The organism is Prolixibacter sp. DSM 2831, assembly GCF_056493735.1.
The window spans coordinates 4,419,033-4,440,301 of the sequence record NZ_CM151379.1 but is presented as its reverse complement, the minus strand read 5'-3'; the positions used below and the strand labels follow the sequence as shown (position 1 = coordinate 4,440,301).

Below are 21,269 nucleotides of genomic sequence, written 5' to 3'. Positions count from 1 at the left end.
CAAAATCAATTACTATGGGGAATGTGTTGCTCTTTGTGAGTGGTTCAGAGTTGGTTCTTGTCCTGTTGCTGGCGCTGCTGTTTTTCGGAGCGAACAGTATTCCTGAGATTGCGCGGACGTTAGGAAAAGGTATGCGCGAATTCAAGAAAGCAACAAGTGATATTCAGCGTGAGTTCGAGAGCCATACCTCAGACATCAAGAAGGACGTCAATAATTTTACCGATTCGGTCAATAGTGAATCCAACAAGCTTAGCCGGAAAATAGAGGAAGAGCTTGAGGATAAGAAGAAATGATGTCTTGTCGGGTAAACCGTAAGGTGTCGACATCTGTTGTTTTTAATGTAGGAGATCTCTTTTCGCCACGGAGCGAAAGGAGGTTTTTATTTTATAGAAGAGAAATAAAACAAAATACTACTTAAACATCCTTTGTGGAATATCTGAAGTTATTAGGTGGTTTGATTCTGTTGCTTACCGGCGGAGATTTGTTGGTGAGGGGAGGCGTAAGTCTGGCCCGTCATTTTAAAGTTTCGACGCTGGTTATCGGAATTACGGTTGTAGCGTTTGGTACGTCGGCTCCCGAGTTTATCGTGAGTTTGGATGCAGCTATTTCCGGTCACCCCGAAATTTCCATCGGAAACGTGGTAGGTTCGAATATTGCCAACATTGCTTTGGTATTGGGACTTACCGGAACACTAATGGTGATGCCCGTGAAGCGGGAAACGATCCGGTTTGCGTGGCCGGTGATGTTTATTGCCAGCATTCTGTTTTATCTGTTCATCATGAACGGACAGGTTGGCCGCGTGGAAGGAATTTTCTTTTTTGTCGCTCTGCTTTGGTTCATCTGGAAAAGCTTTCAGCGGTCGAGGAGGCAGAAAGAAGCACATGAAATTCTTCCGCCACGTTATTCCATCCCGGTAGGTTTTCTGATTATTGCGGCCTCGGTTGTGGCATTGGCTTTTGGCTCACGCATATTGATTGAAGGCGCGTCGACCATCGCCCGAAGCCTGGGCGTGACCGAGCGGATTATTTCCATCACGGTAGTCGCATTCGGAACCAGTCTTCCGGAACTCGCTGCATCGGTCATGGCGGCTATTAAAAAGGAAGCCGACATTTCCATTGGGAACATCATCGGGTCCAATATTTTCAATTTGCTCGGAGTAATTGGTTTGACTGCTGCCATTCATCCTATTCCCGTCGAATTTGCTTCGTTCAGAATCGATGTTATCTGGATGCTTGGTTTTGCGCTCGCCCTATTGTTATTTGTTATTCCCTTGCGGAAGAATTTAGCTGTATTGCGTGAATCCGGGTGGCACAATTTATCAGCGCTTCGGAATTTGGAAGGCGGACATCTGCTACGAATCGAAGGGTTTTTGCTTTTCATATTTTACGTTGTTTACGTCGTTTCCATTATCTAAGGTTTTTTTCGGTACTTTTAGCTAACGCGAAAAAGCGGTGATTAAAGACAAAAATGAGTAAGAAGAACATCATATTACAGGCAACCAATATCACCAAGTCGTTTGGGGATTTGCAGGTGTTGAAAAAAGTATCGTTGGAAGTTTACCAGGGAGAAGTGGTGGCGATTGTTGGTGCCAGCGGTGCCGGAAAAACAACGTTGCTGCAAATTCTGGGTACCCTGGGAAAACCTGACGGCGGAAAAGTTCACATCAATCAAAAGGAAGTATTTAAGATGGGCGAGCGGGAGCTTTCCCGTTTCCGGAACCGCGAAATAGGTTTTGTTTTCCAGTTTCACCACCTGCTTCCTGAATTTACAGCTTTCGAGAATGTCTGTATTCCCGGATATATTTCGAAGCGTGATCGGAAAGAGGTAGAGGCTAAGGCGCAGGAGTTGCTGGAAAGTCTCGACCTGAAAGACCGGTTTCATCACAAACCGTCGGAGTTGTCGGGAGGTGAGAAGCAGCGGGTGGCTGTTGCCCGGGCGTTGATTAACGATCCTTCGGTGATACTGGCGGACGAACCTTCCGGAAACCTGGATTCCCGTAACCAGGAAGATCTTTTCTCGCTATTCTACCAGTTGAAAGAAAAATTTAAGCAGACGTTCATCATTGTTACGCATGACGAACATTTTGCCAAAACCACCGACCGGATGTTGCGCATTCGCGATGGTGTGATTGAGAACTGAGGAGCATGACCGAGCAGGAACTGAAAAACTTTCTCGACGAAAAATATCTTTTTTATAACCGCCCACGGTTTATCGAAACCGATCCCCTTTCCATTCCGCGACTTTTTTCCCGTAAGGAGGACATCGAAATAGCAGGATTCTTGGCTGCGACCATTGCATGGGGACAGCGTTCAACTATTATTCGCAACGCTTCGAAACTGATGGATTGGATGGACAACCGGCCTTTCGAATTCATCACAAAAAACGGAACGTCGGATTTTGAGCGGTTCGACGAATTTGTGCATCGCACGTTTAACGGAACCGATTGTCGCTATTTTCTCCATGCTTTAAGCGAAATTTACCGAAGCGGGAGTAGTTTGGAAACACTATTCACGGAAGGATTTCAGCAGGATGGAAATATGATGGCAGGTATCGTGCGTTTCCGGGAAAAATTTCTGAGTTACCAGCCGGAAAAGCGAACAGAGAAACATGTCGCCAATCCGTTAAAAGGCTCTTCGGCCAAGCGCATCAATATGTTTTTGCGTTGGATGGTGCGGGATAATTTCACCGGAGTTGATTTCGGATTATGGAAAGATATTCCAACCTCGGCGCTGATGATGCCATTGGATGTACATTCGGGTAACGTGGCGCGAAAGCTGGGCCTGTTGAAGCGGAAGCAGAACGACTGGAAGGCGGTAGACGAACTGACTTCCCGGCTGCGGGATTTCGATCGGGACGATCCGGTAAAATACGATTTTGCCCTGTTTGGTCTGGGCGTGTTTGAGAAATTTTAAACCAATGGAATCAAAGTCATTTACCTTTAAACAGTTTACAGTTAAACAGGAAAAGGCAGCTATGAAGGTGGGAACCGATGGTGTCCTTCTCGGTGCATGGACCGATGTATCCGGAGCCAAAAACATTCTGGATGTCGGGGCCGGAACCGGTTTGGTAGCATTGATGCTGGCACAACGCTCGGACGCCGTTGTTGACGCGGTGGAGATTGAGCCTGTGGCATTTTGCGAAGCGAATCAAAATGTGGTGGCCTCGCCATGGTCCGACCGGGTAACTGTTTTTCATTCTTCTTTCCAGGAGTTCATCGACGAAATGCCCGACCAGTATGATTTAATTGTCAGCAATCCGCCTTTTTTTGCAAACTCCCTGCTTTCACCGGATAAGAACCGAACATCTGCCCGGCATCATGAAAATTTGTCCTTCTCCGAATTGATTGACGGCGCAGTTACAAAGCTTTCGCCGGAAGGCAGACTGTCTGTTATCATCCCGTCCGACGCGTACGATGAATTCAGGGAGACGGCGCGCTTGAGTGGATTTTACCTGGTAAAAGTACTCAATGTGATTCCCCGGGAAGGAAAACCAGCCAATCGTGTTTTGTTGGAATTCAGTAAAAAGCCGGGTGACCGTCAGGTAAGCGAACTGTGCATCCGCGATGCCAATGGAAATTACACGGAAGCCTACCGGGCTTTGACAAAAGACTATTATCTAAAACTTTAAAAAGGAAATACCGGACATTCTCCGGCTGTTTCTTATTTTTAGCCAACAAAAATATTTTCATCCCTGCGTTATGAATCGAAAGTTTTTGCTTCTCCTGTTGCTGTTCACGTTGTTTTTTCAGGCATCGCGCGCTAGTCAGTTGTCTCCGACAGCCCGTATTTCACTGTTGACCTGCGAACCCGGAAATGAAATCTATTCCTATTTTGGGCATACAGCCTTGCGGGTACACGATCCGGGCAAGAAAATCGATCTGGTGTTCAACTACGGCGTCTTCAGCTTCGATGCGCCCAATTTCGTCTATCGTTTTGCCAAAGGCGAAACCGATTACATGTTGGCGGTGCAGTATTTTTCCGATTTTATGCAGGAGTACATTTATTATAAACGAAGTGTGTACGAGCAGGAGATTAATTTGACACCGGATGAAAGGCAGCATTTGTTCGATTTGCTGGTAAAAAATGCCAAGCCTGAAAATCGTGTTTACCGCTACAATTTCTTTTTCGATAACTGCGCAACACGCATACGCGACAGGGTAGAAGAAGTGTTGAATAACAAAATTATCTGGGCCAAAGAGAAGGAAAAGCCAGTCACTTTCCGCAATCTACTCGATCGGTATGTACCCGGAAATACCTGGTCGGGGCTGGGAATCAAACTGGCGTTGGGCGTTCCTGCCGATAAGAATATCACCTATTACCAGAAGATGTTTCTGCCCGATTATGTCTCGAAAGACTTTGGAGAGGCGAAAGTTCCCCGGGATTCGGTTGATGTTCCACTGTGTCTCCCGCGAACAACTATCTATGAAGCTCCTCCAAAGAAATTCAAGGCGGAACTTTGGTCCCCGGTCAATGTAATTCTGGCTCTTTTCGTTCTTGTTCTGGTAATAACCGTTTGGCAGTACCGGAAAAAGAAGGCCGGCATTTGGCTCGACTTTATCATTTATCTAATGTTTGGAGTTGCTGGTTTGGTATTGGCCTTCCTGACATTCGTTTCCACTCATCCGGCAACGGGCTGGAACCTGAATCTCATCTGGGCCTTGCCAACACATTTCTTGTTTGCCTTTGTTTGGCTGATAAAACCACTACGGAACAAACTGAAAGGTTATCATTGGTTTACGGCTGGTTTATTGGTTTTATTCCTGGTAAGCATGCCGCTGTTGCCACAAACTTTCCATTGGTTGGTTATTCCGCTTTCGCTGATATTGTTACTGCGTTCGGGGAAACATGTATTGGAGGATATCCGCTTACGAAAAAATAAATAGAGTCGACAATATTATTTAAGTAGGCAAAACAACGGACGCAGACTGCTTGTTAAAAACTTCCGGTTACGGAGAAATAAGACACTTTTCCGACCGTTGGATTGTTCCTATATTTGTTTTCGCAGATTGATAAAACCTGATCCCCCTTGGCAAAAAGCACAAAAAAATATGTCGAAACCCCGCTGATGAAGCAATATTACAGCGTCAAGTCGAAACATCCCGACGCTGTATTGCTGTTTCGTGTGGGCGACTTTTACGAGACTTTCGGAGAGGATGCCATTAAAGCGGCTGAAATTCTGGGAATAACCTTGACCCGCCGGGCCAATGGTTCGGCAAGTTATGTGGAACTGGCCGGATTTCCGTACCACGCGCTCGACACCTACCTGCCGAAGTTAGTCAGAGCCGGACAGCGCGTGGCCATTTGCGAGCAGCTCGAAGACCCGAAAACCACCAAGAAGATTGTCAAGCGCGGAATTACCGAGTTGGTGACACCGGGTGTTTCCATTAATGACAACATACTGGAACACCGCGAAAACAATTTCCTGGCTTCGCTGCACATCGAAAAGCAGATGGCAGGTGTGGCGTTCCTAGATATTTCGACCGGCGAGTTCATGACAGCCGAAGGAAACTTCGAATACATTGACAAGTTGCTGAACAGTTTCCAGCCCAAGGAAGTGCTATTTCAGAAAGGAAAAGAAAAACTTTTCCGGGAAACGTTTGGCCATAAATTTTATACCTACACCCTCGACGATTGGGTTTACACCGAAGATGCTGCCTTTGACCGATTGACACGCCATTTCGAAACCAAAACATTGAAAGGTTACGGAGTGCATGGATTGCAGCTGGGCGTCATCGCTTCAGGGGCGATTTTACAATACCTCGATTTAACGCAACACAATCAACTCAAACATATCACCGGGCTTTCGCGAATTGAGGAAGAACGCTATGTTTGGCTCGACCGTTTTACCATTCGTAACCTGGAGCTCTTTTCAGCGATTAACGAAGGTGCAAAAACACTGGTGGAAGTTATCGACCGGACCATCTCGCCCATGGGAGCGCGTTTGCTCAAACGTTGGGTGGCGCTTCCGCTGAAAGAGCAAAAGCGAATTAATGAACGGCTGGATGTTGTGGAGCATTTTGTTTCTCATCCGGGATTGAAAGAAGAGCTGGAAGAATCACTCCGGCAAATTGGCGACCTGGAACGCATCATCTCGAAGGTGGCGACGGGGCGTATCAATCCGCGGGAAGTTGTTCAGTTGAAGAATTCGCTGGCCGCGATTGAGCCGATCAAAAACGACTGCGAACAATCGGGCAATGAGAGTTTGCATCGATATGCCGAGCAGTTGAATCCGTGTTCTTCTGTTAAAGAAAGGATTGAAAAGGAATTGGTTCCTGAACCACCCACGCAGGTCGGAAAAGGACGAGTGTTTGCCGACGGCGTTTCGGAAGAGCTGGATGAATTGCGGCGAATCGCTTTTTCAGGAAAAGATTACCTCAAAAAAATTGTCGACCGCGAAGTTGAGCGAACCGGAATTTCTTCACTAAAAATAGGTTTCAACAACGTATTCGGGTACTATATCGAGGTACGGAATACGCACAAAGATAAAGTTCCGCCCGAGTGGATTCGGAAGCAAACGCTGGTCAGTGCAGAACGCTATATTACAGAGGAACTGAAAGAGTACGAAACGAAGATTCTGGGAGCAGAAGAACGAATTCTCGAGCTGGAATCGAAACTCTTTTCTGACCTGGTTTTCTCGATTTCCGATTACATTCAGGCTATTCAGCTCAATGCGGTGATTCTGGCCCGTATTGATTGTCTTCTTTCGTTTGGGACCATCGCGGAAGAAAACAATTACAAACGGCCGGAGGTGAATAACTCATCGGTAATTGATATTAAAGAAGGGCGTCATCCGGTGATTGAGCAACAACTCCCGATAGGAGAATCGTACATTGCCAATGACGTTTATCTCGATAACGACGAGCAGCAGGTCATCATTATTACCGGACCAAACATGGCCGGTAAATCGGCTTTATTGCGGCAAACTGCATTGATTGTGTTGATGGCCCAGATGGGAAGTTTTGTTCCGGCGGAAGCCGCAAAAATTGGTTTTGTCGACAAAATCTTTACACGGGTTGGTGCCTCCGACAATATTTCGCTCGGTGAATCGACATTTATGGTCGAGATGAACGAGGCGGCCAGCATCCTGAATAACCTGTCGGAGCGCAGCCTGATTTTGCTCGATGAATTAGGGCGTGGAACCAGCACCTATGACGGAATTTCCATTGCCTGGTCGATTGTGGAATATATCCATGAACATCCCAAAGCCCGGGCGAAGACTCTTTTTGCAACTCATTACCACGAGTTAAATGAGATGGAGAAGTCGTTCAACCGTGTTCGGAATTTCAACGTAACGGTCAAGGAAGTTGGGAATAAAGTCATTTTCTTGCGGAAGCTGATTCGGGGAGGAAGCAATCACAGCTTTGGTATTCACGTGGCCCGTATGGCCGGGATGCCGCCCAGTGTGGTGAAACGCGCCGATGATATTTTGAAGCAGCTGGAAGAAAACAACCGACAGGAGTATCCGGCCAAACCGGTAGGAGAAATTGCAGAGAACCGGGAAGGTTTGCAGCTCAGTTTCTTTCAGTTAGACGATCCGGTGTTGAAGCAAATCCGGGATGAGATTGCCAATCTCGACATCAATAACCTGACTCCGGTGGAAGCACTGAACAAGCTGAATGAAATTAAAAAAATTGCCGGTCAGTAAATTTTAATGGTGAACGGCGGCTGTTTAACGAAAAATCGGTCATAAAATCAATTTGATTTTTCAGCGAACGGAAAAATGTTTTTATATTTGCGTCCGCTATCGCAGGATTTAAGCGGAAGCACATGCGGGAATAGCTCAGTTGGTAGAGCATAACCTTGCCAAGGTTAGGGTCGCGAGTTCGAGTCTCGTTTCCCGCTCAGTTTTGTAAAAACGTTCATTTTATATTGGTGACAGGAAAGACTAAAAAGAGTAAAATTTTTATGTTGCTCTTGTCATAAACCTTTAAAATGCGGGAATAGCTCAGTTGGTAGAGCATAACCTTGCCAAGGTTAGGGTCGCGAGTTCGAGTCTCGTTTCCCGCTCAGTTTTGCAAAAATGTTCATTTTATATTGTTGACAGGAAAAACTAAAAGAGTAGATCTTTATGTTGCTCTTGTCAGAAATCCTTAAATGCGGGAATAGCTCAGTTGGTAGAGCATAACCTTGCCAAGGTTAGGGTCGCGAGTTCGAGTCTCGTTTCCCGCTCAAAAGGATGCCCAGATGGTGGAATAGGTAGACACGTTGGACTTAAAATCCAATGGCCAGTAATGGCCGTGCGGGTTCAAGTCCCGCTCTGGGTACGTTTAGGGCAACGGAGCAATTATTCTTAATGGCTCCGTTCTTCTGCGGGAATAGCTCAGTTGGTAGAGCATAACCTTGCCAAGGTTAGGGTCGCGAGTTCGAGTCTCGTTTCCCGCTCCAGGCCTCCGAATCTTCGGGGGCTTTTTTATTTTCTCTCCGCGCCGGTTTCGGGAACTCTTTTTTACTATTCTTTGCAGATGTATTTCTGATTAATTATATGAAAATTAAGTGTTTGGCTAGTGTGTTTTAGGCGAATTAATATTTCATAATATTAATTTATGATAGAAATACTATAATTATCAGCGATTATATCCTTAAATAGCCGCAAGTTACTGTGTTGTATTTCTAGTAATTACTATTTAGTTAAGTGATTGAAAAATAAGATAATATAGTCTTTCATTTTGTTTATTTTTTAGACAATGTCTTGTGTTTACTTTCTGAATGCCTTAAATTTATGTATCCATTTAGGATTGAAAACTAAGTAACCTGTTCTTACCAAGGATTTTTATTAGCCTTGAATGAAAAACTCCTTTGCCGTCATGAACTGAATAATGATGGCACGAAGCTCAGAGGTGTAGTCCGCAATTTATTTCAGTGAAAGGCAGTTCGACTGCCTTTGGCTGCACCTTTAAAAGTAGAATTATTGAAAGTGCATCAATTTCCGTTAACCCGGGAATGTAGCGTTCTCTAGGCTTTCTGCCCTAACCACAGTAAGTTGAAAACGATTGCACCTATGTAGAACAAAAACTAAAACCTATTATGTTAATCCTGAAGCCAGTCTAATTATGTAATTAAGGGTTGTATGACAGCAGTTCTTTTGCTGTTAATCGATTGGTTGACAGTCTCTCCCCCTTTCACTTCCAGACTGAACTCTTCAGTGTTTATTTCTTCTGTTTGATTAAAAGGATAATTTCCTGACAAGGATAGCTATGCGATACCTATAAGTAATAGCTCTTGTCGGGGAGGTATTTTACGCTCTGATAATTAGGTAGTACATCTGTAATTTTAACATTATGAAAAATAAACTAACTGGCCTCATTATAGTTCTTGTGCTTGTATTGGCCGGGGTTTCCTGCAGTAACCAGGAAGAAGACCTGCTGAAGCTGGAGAACGGGCTGTACATTCAGGTAGCCCTGGAAGATGCGTTCAATAGTCTCGAGGTTTATCCTCCCAAAGCCGATTTTGATGCCGAGATTACGCTGGTTCGGTCCGACGGAGTCGTTACTGCACTGAACTATCCTCTTTCCATGACTTTCCAGGATGGACGCTACATTTCCCGTTCGATCCCCATTCCTCCGGCAGATTACCGATTGACCAAGTTTACTGTTCACCGACTGGAAAAAGTACAATTGATTTCTGCACCTCACTTCGCAGTCACTTACCCCATTAATAGCACAAAAAACTGCACATTCCGGACTTCAGCCGGAGGGAATACCATTTTAAATGTGAATTGCCTGGGTCTTTCTTACCTGGAAACGCAGACCGAAAGCGGCTCCGGGGAGGTTTCTCAAGCAGCGGAGGCTTCCGGTTTCTACCTTTTTATTAACCGGTGTAACACCGAAAATCGTGAAAATTTCCACGAAGTGCTTTCCTATGAATTTAGGGCTTACACGGCGGATGCTGAACAGAATCCGGTAGATGTATTGTCGACGGGAGATAACCTGAATTCTCAGGGGCAACCTGAGCCCGTTTTCATTGCCTTGCCCACTGATTATACCAATGGAATTATTCTTCAGGTACAACCGGTTGGGGAGGAGAATACGGTCCTGATTATTCCGATAACAAAAGCGGAAATCGACAAATATGTGAACGGTGAGATTGACTACGTACATCTCGAAATTGGATGTGATTCGTGATATAAAAACCCATGTTTTATGTGAAACTTAAATTCTACCGAAATGAGAAAAAATTTACTCTTCCGAATACTGCTAATAGCAGTGCCTTTTGCGATGCTATTTTCTTCCTGTAATAAGAAGGATGATATGAGCATTGACGAACCCCAAAAAGTCGATTTGGTCTTTCAGGCCAATTTGACCAAGCCCATGCTGAAGGGAGCTAATCTCCCATATGACGAAATGTTAGCAGCGCTAAAATGTCATTTTGACGATTATGGAACAATTCATGTAAAGATTGCAACTGAAGCAGACTACAATACATTCTTGAACGGAGGGGATTTTCCTAAAGACATAGAAGAAGGAGACATCCCGGGCGATGATTATTACCTGGGCTATACTGGAGTTGGAGAAGGAGTCGCATCAGACTTGGTACAGTTGGCACCTGGGAACTATTATCTGACTCTATTCCAGGTTGGAAACGGAGGTGAAAACGATTTTATACCTCGCTTAGCAACTCCCATGATTGGTTCTTCTTTTAACGATTTTGTGACAAAACCTCTTCCTGAACCATTTACCGTTGGAGACTATGATAAGACCCGGGTTTTACTCGACGTACTCTGTTTTAACCAGCAATTGGCACCGGCCTTCGGTTTCTATTGGTTCGACTACAACATTGTAAGAGGTGATGAAATCTGTGTTTTCGTTAACTGTATCAATGAATATGATCGGATATATTACCATCAGGTATTTGCCTCAGATATTTATGCCTGGAAGACAACACTGGATGGAGAAGAGGTTGTTCCGGCAGGTGACGCTCCATATTGGGAGGTTGGCCCGAATTATGAGTTGGTACCAACGGAAGTTGGGGACGGTAGCGAGGTTGTTGGAAGTGTTGAGCCGATGTGTTTCCCGCTGTACGATGTACTGGAAGACATGGACCACGGCGTGATTCTTCAGTTGAAGCCCGTATTTGGAAAAAATTCAGCTGCAGAATTGATTTACGGGGATGATGTTCTGGTTCACATACCTTTGGAAATAATAGAGCAATACTTAGGCCTCATACCGCTCCCCGAGGAACCGAATGATGGAGTACCAGGTGGAGCTGGAGTCACGGTCAAGGTCGAAAATGTGGAAGGTTCCGGGGCCGACAATCCGAGATACATCCACATCATGCTGACAGACTGCCATAAGCCTGCCTATTTCGAGTCGCACAATGATGATAATGGCGCCCATGAAATTTATGCCTTGCGGTTTGACTATCCGAATCCCGGAGAGGTTGATATGACCAAAATCCTTGACCTTACACAGACTGACCCCACAATGACAGATCCGCATATCGCCGTTGCACCCAACCGTCGTCAGCTGTATATTGTTGATTCGGAACATAGTGATAAAATTCTGGTATACGACCTGTATTCGATGAGTCATAAAACATTTGATGTATATCAGGAAGTAAACCCAGATAAGATTACGCAATTGGTTTTCATGGATGGTACCCTCTTTGCAGCAGACATGAACAATAACGTCTTAGGCCTCTATGTGCTTGAACCGAATGGTGAAACATATAAATTAGAAAACTACAAGGAGTTTAGTTACCCGGATCCTACTATCATAGATTTCTCTGGAGGTGATTTAATAGCTACCGATGCCGGAACCTTGTGGAGTTTCAGTAAAAATAGCTCTTCGGCCTATGTACACGAAATTGATATTGCTACGGGAACCGTAACCAAATTGGCTACTGAGGACAATATGTATAGCGTATTCGGTTCTATGGTCTATGAAGACAATGCCACGATAATTACCGGAGATGGAGGTGCTACAGGCCTTGAAAGTTGGAGTTGGACCTGGAATGGTACTCCACTACCGGTATCATTTACACAAGGGGTAACTTATACTCCTGTACCTGCCTTCACATACCTGTACGGAGATTTGGCTTCGCCATTCATTTTGAATCGTCCTGCTCAGCCTGAATAGGGAGAAAAGAATAACATCCTGCTTGGTGCAGGGTGTTATTCCCTTTAAAATGATTGCCTGCTTTCGAACAAACATCAGGTTCAAAGGCAATAAGCTTCCCATTAGGGAAGAAACGAAATCGATGAACGAACCTGAAAATTTACGCTTATGAAAACAATACATATTTTCAAGGCAGTCGCAATTCTGTTCTTTACGTTTGCAGCACTCTCCTGTAACGATCTGTTCAATTGGGGAACCCGTGATTATTCCACCCAGTTGGAGATTGGGGTTGCCAAAGGAGGTTCGGTCCTGAAAGCGGCAGCAGATGAGCCCTATTATCTTGACGATTGTCAGTTGGCGACAGCTGATGCAATTAAAATTTCCATTTCAACTAAGGAAGGTCAACAGGTTGAAGGCATGCAGGATAAAATACTGTTGCTGCACCCAGTCGGTGATGGAGTTGCCTCCGATCTGATTACCTTACTCCCCGGGAAATACGTGGTCACAAAATTCGAGGTGCTTCAAGGAGATGATAATACAATAATGGCTACTCCTGTGGAAGGTTCACCTTTTGCCGATTATGTAAGTACTCAGCTCAATTTTGAATTTACAGTGGAGTTGTATAAGAAAAATCGGTTGCTCATGGAAGTGCTTTGTTTTGAACCAGCTGCGGCGCCGAACTTTGGGTTTACCTGGACTGATTATAACGTTGTACTTGGCGATGAACTATGTATGTATATATCGCAGTGCAATGAGCCTGTTACATACAAGGCTTCGTTTTACACCGTTTTAGAAACGGGTGAAGAAGGGAGTTTGTATGCATCGGTCAGTGACCAGTATACTGGAGGTATGTGTTTCCCTTTGTGGAGTGGGGCAAAGACGTATGGGGTTTATGTTCACATTTTTGATAGTGAACAAAACCTTTTAGCTGAATTTAAGATAGCTGCTGAAGATGTTAACCAGTTTCTGGATGGACAAGGTTATTACTTGTATGAGATTCCCTGTCCGGTGGTACCATAACGAACCAAAGCTATAAAGAGGAGAGATTCTTATGAAAAATAGATGGATATATGGCTTGCTTTCAACTATCGTGCTACTGACTGTTGTAGGGGCCTGTTCGAGAACCGAAGACACAGAAAACAGCACACCGAAAGTTGATATCACTTTTTTTGCAGAAAAATCGGGTCCTACCCTGAAAAATGGGAGCCTGGATTTGGATGCTATCTTGGCTGAGCTGGATTGCGGTGATGTCTTACTTGGAGAAGACGCCGCTGCCAACTATCGGTTAATGGTCCGTTTAACGGGGCCCAATGCCTTTGATAAAACTTACTTTCTGGCTTTTGATCCGGTGGGTGGAGGTGTTGCTTCGGAACTGGTTCAATTAAATGCCGATGCAACCTACTCAATTGAGCGTTTTGCGCTTGTTCAGAAAATCGATCAAAACGGTGACTGGACAGTGGAAAACACGGAGATGGTGATGGCTACCCCGGAGAATAACTCGGCCTTCATGGACTACGTTTCCGAATCGCTTCCGTCTGAGTTCACGGTTGGCAAATATGAAAAGAACCGGATTAATATCGATTTGCTCTGCTTTAATCAGCAGGTAGCTCCGGCATTTGGCTTCGAGTGGTTTGACTATAACATTGTACAGGGCGATGAAATATGTGTGTTCATTAACTGTATCAATGAAAATGATCGGGAAAACTACCATCAGGTTTATCCATCCTACCTTGCTGCATGGGTGCCTTCTGATGTGAACTCGGGTAATGCTTATTGGGATATTGGTCCCAACTACACGGTCGAGAACAATGCGATTACAGGCATTTACCCGGTCTGCTTCCCGTTATATGCGCCGGCAATTGAGATGACCGATGGTCTGACGTTAGAGATACGACCTGCTTTTGGTGAATTAGTCAGCGGTGAAGTGATCTATTCAGATGTGTTTACGATAACCATTCCTCAATCGATCATTCTCGAATACCTGGGACTGAATTCCTACGTTGGCGATCCGATATTGATTGATGAAGTTCGCGGGATTACAGTCAAAGTTGATTCTGCTCCGGATCCGACGGTTAGCAATCCACGGTTTGTTCATTTGGAATATTTGAATTGCCTGGAAGACCCGAATGTATCGGTTGGCGGGTGCGAAACTGCATTTGCTTATAATGAGAATTACAGCGACTGTTTCTTCGATTTTAGTTACCTGATTCCGACAAACCGCTGGGGATGGACCAATGGCCCGCTTGAGCCAAGTGCCACGGCATATGAGTTTACGATGCTGGCCGGAGCTGGAGGAGGACAGAATGAAGATCCTCCTGAGTGCCATCCGGAAAATGGCGTTAATGCGGGAACTACAACAGTAACTTACGACGGTTCCTCTGTTTCGATATCAATGAATATTTCCTCTGGTTTCGATTTGACACAAGTGCATGTATGGGTTGCTGAAGGAGATGCAGGAGATGAGCCCGATCCACGGATTCCGCATTATGAAAAGAACAATGGTGATATTGTTTATACGTTGTCGCCGGGGAAATATACTGTTGTCGACGAAGGTCTTACTGAAAATACATGGAATACTACACTGGATGGATTTAATGGCGGAAACATTTACGTCATTGTCCATGCAGTTGTTTGTCCTGCCTTACCCCAATAATTAAATACACACAAGTTAACTACGCTCAAAGGGCATCGGAATGCAAGCCGGTGCCTTTTTTGCGTAAAACGGTCAGACCATCCCTAACGGGAAAAAGGTAAGTTTCCACCCGTGAATCGTTTTTTACCAAATCATTGAATTGGAGAATTCCGGCTGTTTGTTCGTCCGATACTTCTTCATCGATTACTTTCTCATCCCAAAGCGTATTGTCGGCGATGAGAATGCCGCCTTCACGCAGCAGCGGAATAACCATTTCGTAGTGTTCCGGGTACGAACGTTTGTCCGCATCCATAAAGATGAGGTCAAACGATTCTTTCAACGTGGGCAATATGGCAGATGCATCTCCGATGTGTTGAACTATCCGTTCCCGCATTCCGGCCAGTTCGATATAATGTGCGGCAAAATCTTCCAATTCATCATTGATTTCGATCGTGTGTAGTACTCCGTCAGACTGCAATCCTTTGGCCAGACAGAGCGCCGAATAGCCGGTAAAAGTACCCAGTTCGAGAATTCGCTTCGGCTGAACTAATTTGCTAAGTAGCGTTAAAATGGAACCTTGCAAATGGCCGGAGCACATTCGGGCATATAGTTGTTTCGCATGCGTGTCACGGTTTAGCTGAGCCAAAACCGGATCTTCTTCTTCAATGTGCTCCAGAATGTAGTTTTCGAGATCGATTGAAAGATGCATAACTGGCTATTTAAAAATGAGTGTTGAAAGTTTTTCCCTGTCGAGAACCTCATTGGCAATTTCCATTAACTCGCTGGCTGTGACCTTCTCGATTTTGGCATTTATTTTTTCCAAGCTGTCAACGCGGTTGTATAGCTGGAAGCTTTTACCCAATGTAAGCATCAGGTCTTCCCGGTTTTCCTGAGCCATGGCCAGCTGACCAATCATCTGTTTTTTGGCTTTGCTCAGTTGCAAACTTCCCATTGCCTGGGTTTGTAGCTTTCTGATTTCCCGGTGAACAAGCTTGATGGCCCGTTCGAGGTTTTCCTTGTCGGTACCAAAATAAATGTTGAGAATTCCGGTATCAGTGTATGCTGTGTAACTCGATTCCACATTGTAGGCCATTCCGTTTCGTTCCCTGAGCGACAGGTTGAGGCGCGAATTCATGGATTGTCCACCCAAAATATTATTCAGCAGCAGCATGGCAATACGTCGCGGATGTTGGCTGTCGTAAGCTTCGTTTCCAATAATGCAGTGTGCCTGAAAAGTGTCCTTGTGTATCAGTCGCGTTTCAGGTTTGTACCCGATGAACTTTTCCCGTTGGTGTTTTCTTGGATTTTCAGGAACATGTGAGAAATGACGATCAACTAGTTTCTGCAGTTTCTTAGGTGTAATTTTTCCTACCGAGCAAATCACCATTTCGTCGGTGTTGTAATTTTCCCGGATGAACCGTTTCACATCGTTCCGGTTAAATCGTTTGATGTTTTCGGGTGTCCCCAGAATATTTCTCCCGATAGGGTGGCCATCATACACCAAATCCTCAAATTCGTCGAAAATCAGTTCCGAAGGACTGTCGTTGTACGAGTTAATCTCTTCGATGATAACCTCTTTCTCCTTTTTTAATTCCTTTTCGGGAAAAGTACTGTTGATGAGAATATCGCTGAAAAGCTCGATGGTCCGGTTGTAATATTCGCTCAGGAACGAAGCATACAGTGCAGTTTCCTCCTTGGTTGTGTAAGCGTTCAGTTCGCCGCCGACATCTTCCAGCCGACTGAGAATATGATACGCTTTCCGTTTTTGCGTTCCTTTGAAAATGGTGTGCTCGATAAAATGGGCCATTCCTTGCTCATCCGGCTTTTCGTCGCGCGACCCGGTGTTAAAAATCACGCCGCAATGGGCTACCGGCGAATCGATGTATTGGTGAATCAGCCGAATGCCGTTGGGCAATGTATATGTGAAGTAGTTCATATCGTCTCTTAATCAGGATGCAAAAGTATGGAAAATAATTATTTGTACCTTTTTATCCTGAAATAGTTCATCGCTTGTTTCATCTATTTTCAGCGAGTCAAATAACAGTTTAAGTTTTTATTCGTTTTTAATGAAAGTGATTAATCATTCCCCCGACAGATAAAGACTATGGATGGTATAAAAATTTGGTGCCGGTTGGCTTCGCTTTTTCTGACAGTTTTATTGCTGAATGGTCCGGTTTCAGCACAGCATGTTGAAACGCTTAGAGGAGTGGTACTCGACCATCAAACCAAAGCCCCATTGCCCGGAGCTACTGTTACAATCCGGGGAACAAGCCGATTTTATACGACTTCGTCCGATTTCAACGGCTGGTTTGAAATAGAGAATGTTCCGGTAGGACTCCATGATATTGTAGTAGAGCTAAAGGATTACAAGAACCTGCTACTGCGAAATGTGGAAGTAGTTACCGGAAAAGAAGCGTTTCGGGTAATTGAGTTGGATCAAAAGGTGCAGGATAACAAGAAGGACATCGATATCCGGCCGTATAAACCCGGAATTGCCCGTAATGCAACAGCCACGGTTAGTGCATTTTCATTTAACCGGGAAAATGTGCAGACCTCCGATAATGTAAAAGAAGATCCGGCTGAGATGGCAGCTGAGCTTCCCGCCTTCAGGCAAATAATGACTGGCCGAAACGATTTGAGCATTCGGGGAAATTCGCCAACAGGACTGGTTTGGCAACTTGATGATATTCCGGTAGTAGCACCTAACTTTGGTCACGAAATTGGATTACCCGGAGGTACATATCCTCTGTTACCTAACGCACTGCTTGGAAAATCTGAGATTGATTATGGTCCATCCCCGGCCGGGCCGATTGATGCGCTGGCCGGCAAGTTCAATCTTCGGTTCCGCGATGGTAACCGGGTTGATCGTCGTTATTCCGTAGAAATGGGCTCATATGGTGCAGCTGTGTCCGCCGAAGGTCCTATTAGCCGAAAGCCATCATCTTCCTATTTGGTTTATTACCGGAATTCCCTTCCGTCGGTATTGGAGGGGAGTGGAGTAGAAGCGGTACCGGGAATATTTCCCGACAGACAGCAGGCCGCTTTCAAAGTAAATATTCCAACGCGTTTTGCCGGAACCTTTTCCGTATTTGCTACCGGTGGTAAAAACAAGGTGGAGATGCTTCCGGAAAACAGTGCGCATCCCGAAAACTTTTACGTTTATGGAGGATTGCCGAATACCGACAATTACCGGGATGAAACAACGTATACCGGTGGATTTTCTCACAAGATCTATTTGAAGCGGGGAATCAGTTCCATCAAAACAACCGTCGGTATTTCGGGGTATGAGAAAACTTCCCGAATGGAAATGCATCGAAGTGCCAATCTTCGCCAAATCGATACCGGGAACGATAACAAAGAGCAGGAACTGTTTTTTTCTTCCCGCTTTCAGCACAAACCCTCCGTATCCAATTACATTGTTGCAGGAATCTCCGCACGTATCCATCAGATGAATTTTTCCGACAGCACCCTAACGGGGAATGTCACACAGGTCTACCCGAAAACTTATTACACGTTACTTGATGCTAATGAAAAAGGGATGGTTCAGGTTCAGGCAGACGCCGGCTGGCAGCACAAATTCGGAAACACAACAGCTGTTTATGTAGGTCTGAATGCCAGCTATTTCACTTTTAACCAGACCGCCTCCATCGAACCACGGTTGAGCATCAGACATGAGTACAATAGCAAAACCATTGTTTCCATCGGTTATGGACTTAAAAGTCAGCTGCAGCCGATGTTTTTGTACTTCATGAAAACCAAGGCAGATCCTACCGGTACAGTTGTTACGGAGGGAAACCGAAATTTAAGTCCAACGCGAATGCACCAACTGGTGGGGGCAGTTGACCGAAACTTTCGGGGAAATCTGCGGCTTCATGCCGAAATTTATTTTCAGCAGTTGATGAAAGTCCCGGTAGAACAACATGTGAGCAGCTATTCAATGGTGAATTACGGCGCCGGTTTCAGGGATTATTCCATTTATCCGTTAGTGAATCAGGGAACCGGACAGAATAAAGGACTGGAACTACAACTCGATAAATATCTTTCACACGGTTATTACTTCCGTCTTTCCGGGGCAGTGTATGATTCAAAATACAAAGCAAGTGATGGTGCGTCGAGAAATACGGCTTTTAACGGCGCTTACAAGTCGGATTTGACATTGGGAACTCGTTTCCCGTTTTCCCAAAACGGACTCCTGGATTTGAATCTCCACGCCACCTATTCAGGAGGTGTACCCTTGCCAGGGATTGACGACAGCATGTCGGTTCAGGCGGGATATACGGTTTATGGTGAAGCTTCACGTTACGTTAATCGGGAACCTGCGTGGTTTCGCGTCGATGCTCAGGTCAGTTTGAAGTGGTCGATGCGTTGGTTGAGTCACGAATTGTCTTTTAACCTGCATAACCTGACGGGAGAAAAGATTCTGCTGAGGAGATTTTACAATCCGGAATCAGGAGCTATTGATGAGGAATATCAGTTGGGATTTGTGCCAACTATCTTGTATCGAGTTTATTTCTGATAAAACGCTGAAAGGTACGGATGCAGCGGGATTAAAAATTTTTAGGTTGAAATTTGGCACATAGAAATTAATCGTTACTTTTGCACCGCGCTTAACAAAATTAAGGTGCCATAGCTCAGTTGGTAGAGCAACGGACTGAAAATCCGTGTGTCCCTGGTTCGATTCCAGGTGGCACCACCAGATGAAATACCGAAGCAGAAATGCTCCGGTATTTTTCTGAAAGTGTCATAGTTTATAGGGTTGGATAGTTATTTAGAAAGGTTTTATTTTAACGAGTTTATTGAAGAAATCGGATGAAGCAAAAGTTTGGGATTTCTAAAAAATCTGTACTTTTGACGAACCGATAAACCAAATGAGTAGGTGCCATAGCTCAGTTGGTAGAGCAACGGACTGAAAATCCGTGTGTCCCTGGTTCGATTCCAGGTGGCACCACAAGAGGGGAAGATGAGAATCTTTCCCTTTTTTTATTCTTCCCGTGTGTCCCAGGTTCCTCCGAAGCATCGGAGCCAGGTGGCACCACGAAGAGGGGAAGATGAAAATCTTTCCCTCTTTTGTTTTTTATCGAGGTTGATGGTATGAGCCTTCACTATGTATATATCATTTACTCCGAATCTTTTGACCGTTTTTATGTTGGTGAAACAGCAGATGTTACTGGGCGAATTATGCAGCACAATACCGGATTTTATGAAGGTTCAAGCACGAAATATGCCAACGACTGGTCATTGTACTTATCGATACGGTGTGAGAACAGAATACAGGCCTTGAAGTTGGAGCGCTTTATTAAGCAAATGAAAAGCCGGAAATTTATTAAAAAGCTGAAGGAAGAGCCCGAGTTGGTTGATAATTTACTCAATAGATTTTCAGAGTAATGTGTCCCTGGTTCCTCCGATGCTTCGGAGCCAGGTGGCACCACAAAGAGGGGAAGATGAGAAATTTCCCTTTTTTGTTTTTATTTAAGTTGATGGTATGAGCCTTCACTATGTATATATCATTTACTCCGAATCTTTTGACCGTTTTTATGTTGGTGAAACAGCAGATGTTACTGGGCGAATTATGCAGCACAATACCGGATTTTATGAAGGTTCAAGCACGAAATATGCCAACGACTGGTCATTGTACTTATCGATACGGTGTGAGAACAGAATACAGGCCTTGAAGTTGGAGCGCTTTATTAAGCAAATGAAAAGCCGGAAATTTATTAAAAAGCTGAAGGAAGAGCCCGAGTTGGTTGATAATTTACTCAATAGATTTTCAGAGTAATGTGTCCCAGGTTCCTCCGATGCTTCGGAGCCAGGTGGCACCACAAAGAGGGGAAGATGAGAATCTTTCCCTCTTTTGTTTTTATTGAAGTTGATGGTATGAGCCTTCACTATGTATATATCATTTACTCCGAATCTTTTGACCGTTTTTATGTTGGTGAAACTGTAGAGGTTGCCGGACGAATTATGCAGCACAATACCGGATTTTATGAAGGTTCAAGCACGAAATATGCCAACGACTGGTCATTGTACTTATCGATACGGTGTGAGAACAGAATACAGGCCTTGAAGTTGGAGCGCTTTATTAAGCAAATGAAAAGCCGGAAATTTATTAAAAAGCTGAAGGAAGAGCCCGAGTTGGTTGATAATTTACTCAATAGATTTTCAGAGTAATGTGTCCCTGGTTCCTCCGATGCTTCGGAGCCAGGTGGCACCATGAAGAGGGGAAGATGAGAAATTTCCCTTTTTTGTTTTTATTTAAGTTGATGGTATGAGCCTTCACTATGTATATATCATTTACTCCGAATCTTTTGACCGTTTTTATGTTGGTGAAACAGCAGATGTTACTGGGCGAATTATGCAGCACAATACCGGATTTTATGAAGGTTCAAGCACGAAATATGCCAACGACTGGTCATTGTACTTATCGATACGGTGTGAGAACAGAATACAGGCCTTGAAGTTGGAGCGCTTTATTAAGCAAATGAAAAGCCGGAAATTTATTAAAAAGCTGAAGGAAGAGCCCGAGTTGGTTGATAATTTACTCAATAGATTTTCAGAGTAATGTGTCCCAGGTTCCTCCGATGCTTC

At 44.6% G+C, this 21,269-nt stretch carries 18 protein-coding genes and 7 tRNA genes; 23 read left to right on the top strand and 2 right to left on the bottom strand.

The features are described 5' to 3' along the window. Positions 1-14 precede the first annotated feature (14 nt). From AC060N_RS18410 to AC060N_RS18335, 16 genes are all read left to right on the top strand, one after another. Positions 15-293: a Sec-independent protein translocase subunit TatA/TatB gene (locus AC060N_RS18410; RefSeq protein ID WP_106540541.1), complete on the top strand. Its 279-nt coding sequence runs from the start codon at positions 15-17 to the stop codon at positions 291-293. Positions 294-427: 134 nt separating this feature from the next. Next, positions 428-1,414 (top strand): calcium/sodium antiporter, encoded by a 987-nt coding sequence (locus tag AC060N_RS18405; RefSeq protein ID WP_479525001.1) that lies wholly within the window; start codon positions 428-430, stop codon positions 1,412-1,414. Positions 1,415-1,467: 53 nt separating this feature from the next. Beyond that, on the top strand, positions 1,468-2,139 hold the full coding sequence (locus AC060N_RS18400) for an ABC transporter ATP-binding protein (protein ID WP_479525000.1): 672 nt from the start codon (positions 1,468-1,470) through the stop codon (positions 2,137-2,139). Positions 2,140-2,144: 5 nt separating this feature from the next. Then, a complete protein-coding gene (locus AC060N_RS18395; RefSeq protein ID WP_479524999.1) occupies positions 2,145-2,912 on the top strand; it encodes a TIGR02757 family protein in 768 nt (255 codons plus the stop codon). A 4-nt stretch (positions 2,913-2,916) separates the two neighbouring features. Continuing rightward, positions 2,917-3,627, top strand: coding sequence for a tRNA1(Val) (adenine(37)-N6)-methyltransferase (locus AC060N_RS18390; protein ID WP_479524998.1), 711 nt, complete (start codon positions 2,917-2,919; stop codon positions 3,625-3,627). 70 nt (positions 3,628-3,697) lie between these two features. Then, positions 3,698-4,882: an Lnb N-terminal periplasmic domain-containing protein gene (locus AC060N_RS18385; RefSeq protein WP_479524997.1), complete on the top strand. Its 1,185-nt coding sequence runs from the start codon at positions 3,698-3,700 to the stop codon at positions 4,880-4,882. 182 nt (positions 4,883-5,064) lie between these two features. Beyond that, positions 5,065-7,644, top strand: coding sequence for a DNA mismatch repair protein MutS (mutS, locus tag AC060N_RS18380; RefSeq protein ID WP_479524996.1), 2,580 nt, complete (start codon positions 5,065-5,067; stop codon positions 7,642-7,644). Between the two features lie 124 nt (positions 7,645-7,768). After that, positions 7,769-7,841: transfer RNA gene (locus tag AC060N_RS18375), tRNA-Gly, on the top strand. A 92-nt stretch (positions 7,842-7,933) separates the two neighbouring features. Then, positions 7,934-8,006, top strand: a tRNA-Gly gene (locus AC060N_RS18370). An 89-nt stretch (positions 8,007-8,095) separates the two neighbouring features. Further along, positions 8,096-8,168, top strand: a tRNA-Gly gene (locus AC060N_RS18365). 9 nt (positions 8,169-8,177) lie between these two features. After that, a tRNA-Leu gene (locus tag AC060N_RS18360) sits at positions 8,178-8,263 on the top strand. 45 nt (positions 8,264-8,308) lie between these two features. Beyond that, positions 8,309-8,384: transfer RNA gene (locus AC060N_RS18355), tRNA-Gly, on the top strand. Between the two features lie 893 nt (positions 8,385-9,277). Beyond that, positions 9,278-10,120, top strand: coding sequence for a hypothetical protein (locus tag AC060N_RS18350; RefSeq protein WP_479524995.1), 843 nt, complete (start codon positions 9,278-9,280; stop codon positions 10,118-10,120). Between the two features lie 42 nt (positions 10,121-10,162). Next, positions 10,163-12,073 carry a hypothetical protein gene (locus AC060N_RS18345; RefSeq protein ID WP_479524994.1) on the top strand — a complete coding sequence of 637 codons (1,911 nt, stop codon included), beginning with the start codon at positions 10,163-10,165 and terminating at the stop codon, positions 12,071-12,073. Positions 12,074-12,220: 147 nt separating this feature from the next. Beyond that, on the top strand, positions 12,221-13,072 hold the full coding sequence (locus AC060N_RS18340; RefSeq protein WP_479524993.1) for a hypothetical protein: 852 nt from the start codon (positions 12,221-12,223) through the stop codon (positions 13,070-13,072). 31 nt (positions 13,073-13,103) lie between these two features. Next, on the top strand, positions 13,104-14,705 hold the full coding sequence (locus tag AC060N_RS18335) for a hypothetical protein (RefSeq protein ID WP_479524992.1): 1,602 nt from the start codon (positions 13,104-13,106) through the stop codon (positions 14,703-14,705). A 25-nt stretch (positions 14,706-14,730) separates the two neighbouring features. Here AC060N_RS18335 and AC060N_RS18330 read toward each other — a convergent pair whose 3' ends face one another. Both AC060N_RS18330 and AC060N_RS18325 read right to left on the bottom strand, forming a co-directional pair. Continuing rightward, positions 14,731-15,393, bottom strand: coding sequence for an O-methyltransferase (locus AC060N_RS18330; RefSeq protein WP_479524991.1), 663 nt, complete (start codon positions 15,391-15,393; stop codon positions 14,731-14,733). Between the two features lie 6 nt (positions 15,394-15,399). After that, complete coding sequence (locus tag AC060N_RS18325) at positions 15,400-16,620, bottom strand: M16 family metallopeptidase (protein ID WP_479524990.1); 1,221 nt, start codon at positions 16,618-16,620, stop codon at positions 15,400-15,402. Positions 16,621-16,788: 168 nt separating this feature from the next. Between AC060N_RS18325 and AC060N_RS18320 the strand changes: the two genes are divergently transcribed. The 7 genes from AC060N_RS18320 to AC060N_RS18290 all read left to right on the top strand — a co-directional run bounded on the left by AC060N_RS18320 (position 16,789) and on the right by AC060N_RS18290 (position 21,243). After that, entirely contained in the window at positions 16,789-19,200 is a 2,412-nt protein-coding gene (locus AC060N_RS18320; protein ID WP_479524989.1) for a TonB-dependent receptor, read from the top strand. Between the two features lie 104 nt (positions 19,201-19,304). Next, positions 19,305-19,380: transfer RNA gene (locus AC060N_RS18315), tRNA-Phe, on the top strand. A gap of 179 nt (positions 19,381-19,559) precedes the next feature. After that, a tRNA-Phe gene (locus AC060N_RS18310) sits at positions 19,560-19,632 on the top strand. Between the two features lie 143 nt (positions 19,633-19,775). Beyond that, on the top strand, positions 19,776-20,069 hold the full coding sequence (locus AC060N_RS18305) for a GIY-YIG nuclease family protein (RefSeq protein ID WP_479524988.1): 294 nt from the start codon (positions 19,776-19,778) through the stop codon (positions 20,067-20,069). A gap of 97 nt (positions 20,070-20,166) precedes the next feature. Beyond that, entirely contained in the window at positions 20,167-20,460 is a 294-nt protein-coding gene (locus tag AC060N_RS18300) for a GIY-YIG nuclease family protein (protein ID WP_479524988.1), read from the top strand. 56 nt (positions 20,461-20,516) lie between these two features. Further along, positions 20,517-20,852 carry a GIY-YIG nuclease family protein gene (locus AC060N_RS18295; protein ID WP_479524987.1) on the top strand — a complete coding sequence of 112 codons (336 nt, stop codon included), beginning with the start codon at positions 20,517-20,519 and terminating at the stop codon, positions 20,850-20,852. Between the two features lie 97 nt (positions 20,853-20,949). Continuing rightward, complete coding sequence (locus tag AC060N_RS18290; RefSeq protein WP_479524988.1) at positions 20,950-21,243, top strand: GIY-YIG nuclease family protein; 294 nt, start codon at positions 20,950-20,952, stop codon at positions 21,241-21,243. The last annotated feature ends 26 nt before the right edge of the window (positions 21,244-21,269 follow it).

What these genes read in the sequence shown, in the direction of transcription:
- AC060N_RS18350 (WP_479524995.1), top strand. Translation starts at nt 9,278, where the DNA reads ATGAAAAATAAACTAACTGGCCTCATTATAGTTCTTGTGCTTGTATTG.
- AC060N_RS18345 (WP_479524994.1), top strand. Translation starts at nt 10,163, where the DNA reads ATGAGAAAAAATTTACTCTTCCGAATACTGCTAATAGCAGTGCCTTTT.
- AC060N_RS18295 (WP_479524987.1), top strand. Translation starts at nt 20,517, where the DNA reads ATGAGAATCTTTCCCTCTTTTGTTTTTATTGAAGTTGATGGTATGAGC.
- AC060N_RS18390 (WP_479524998.1), top strand. Translation starts at nt 2,917, where the DNA reads ATGGAATCAAAGTCATTTACCTTTAAACAGTTTACAGTTAAACAGGAA.
- AC060N_RS18410 (WP_106540541.1), top strand. Translation starts at nt 15, where the DNA reads ATGGGGAATGTGTTGCTCTTTGTGAGTGGTTCAGAGTTGGTTCTTGTC.
- AC060N_RS18400 (WP_479525000.1), top strand. Translation starts at nt 1,468, where the DNA reads ATGAGTAAGAAGAACATCATATTACAGGCAACCAATATCACCAAGTCG.
- AC060N_RS18335 (WP_479524992.1), top strand. Translation starts at nt 13,104, where the DNA reads ATGAAAAATAGATGGATATATGGCTTGCTTTCAACTATCGTGCTACTG.
- mutS (WP_479524996.1), top strand. Translation starts at nt 5,065, where the DNA reads ATGAAGCAATATTACAGCGTCAAGTCGAAACATCCCGACGCTGTATTG.
- AC060N_RS18395 (WP_479524999.1), top strand. Translation starts at nt 2,145, where the DNA reads ATGACCGAGCAGGAACTGAAAAACTTTCTCGACGAAAAATATCTTTTT.
- AC060N_RS18340 (WP_479524993.1), top strand. Translation starts at nt 12,221, where the DNA reads ATGAAAACAATACATATTTTCAAGGCAGTCGCAATTCTGTTCTTTACG.
- AC060N_RS18325 (WP_479524990.1), bottom strand. Translation starts at nt 16,620, where the DNA reads ATGAACTACTTCACATATACATTGCCCAACGGCATTCGGCTGATTCAC.
- AC060N_RS18385 (WP_479524997.1), top strand. Translation starts at nt 3,698, where the DNA reads ATGAATCGAAAGTTTTTGCTTCTCCTGTTGCTGTTCACGTTGTTTTTT.
- AC060N_RS18320 (WP_479524989.1), top strand. Translation starts at nt 16,789, where the DNA reads ATGGATGGTATAAAAATTTGGTGCCGGTTGGCTTCGCTTTTTCTGACA.
- AC060N_RS18305 (WP_479524988.1), top strand. Translation starts at nt 19,776, where the DNA reads ATGAGCCTTCACTATGTATATATCATTTACTCCGAATCTTTTGACCGT.
- AC060N_RS18290 (WP_479524988.1), top strand. Translation starts at nt 20,950, where the DNA reads ATGAGCCTTCACTATGTATATATCATTTACTCCGAATCTTTTGACCGT.
- AC060N_RS18330 (WP_479524991.1), bottom strand. Translation starts at nt 15,393, where the DNA reads ATGCATCTTTCAATCGATCTCGAAAACTACATTCTGGAGCACATTGAA.
- AC060N_RS18300 (WP_479524988.1), top strand. Translation starts at nt 20,167, where the DNA reads ATGAGCCTTCACTATGTATATATCATTTACTCCGAATCTTTTGACCGT.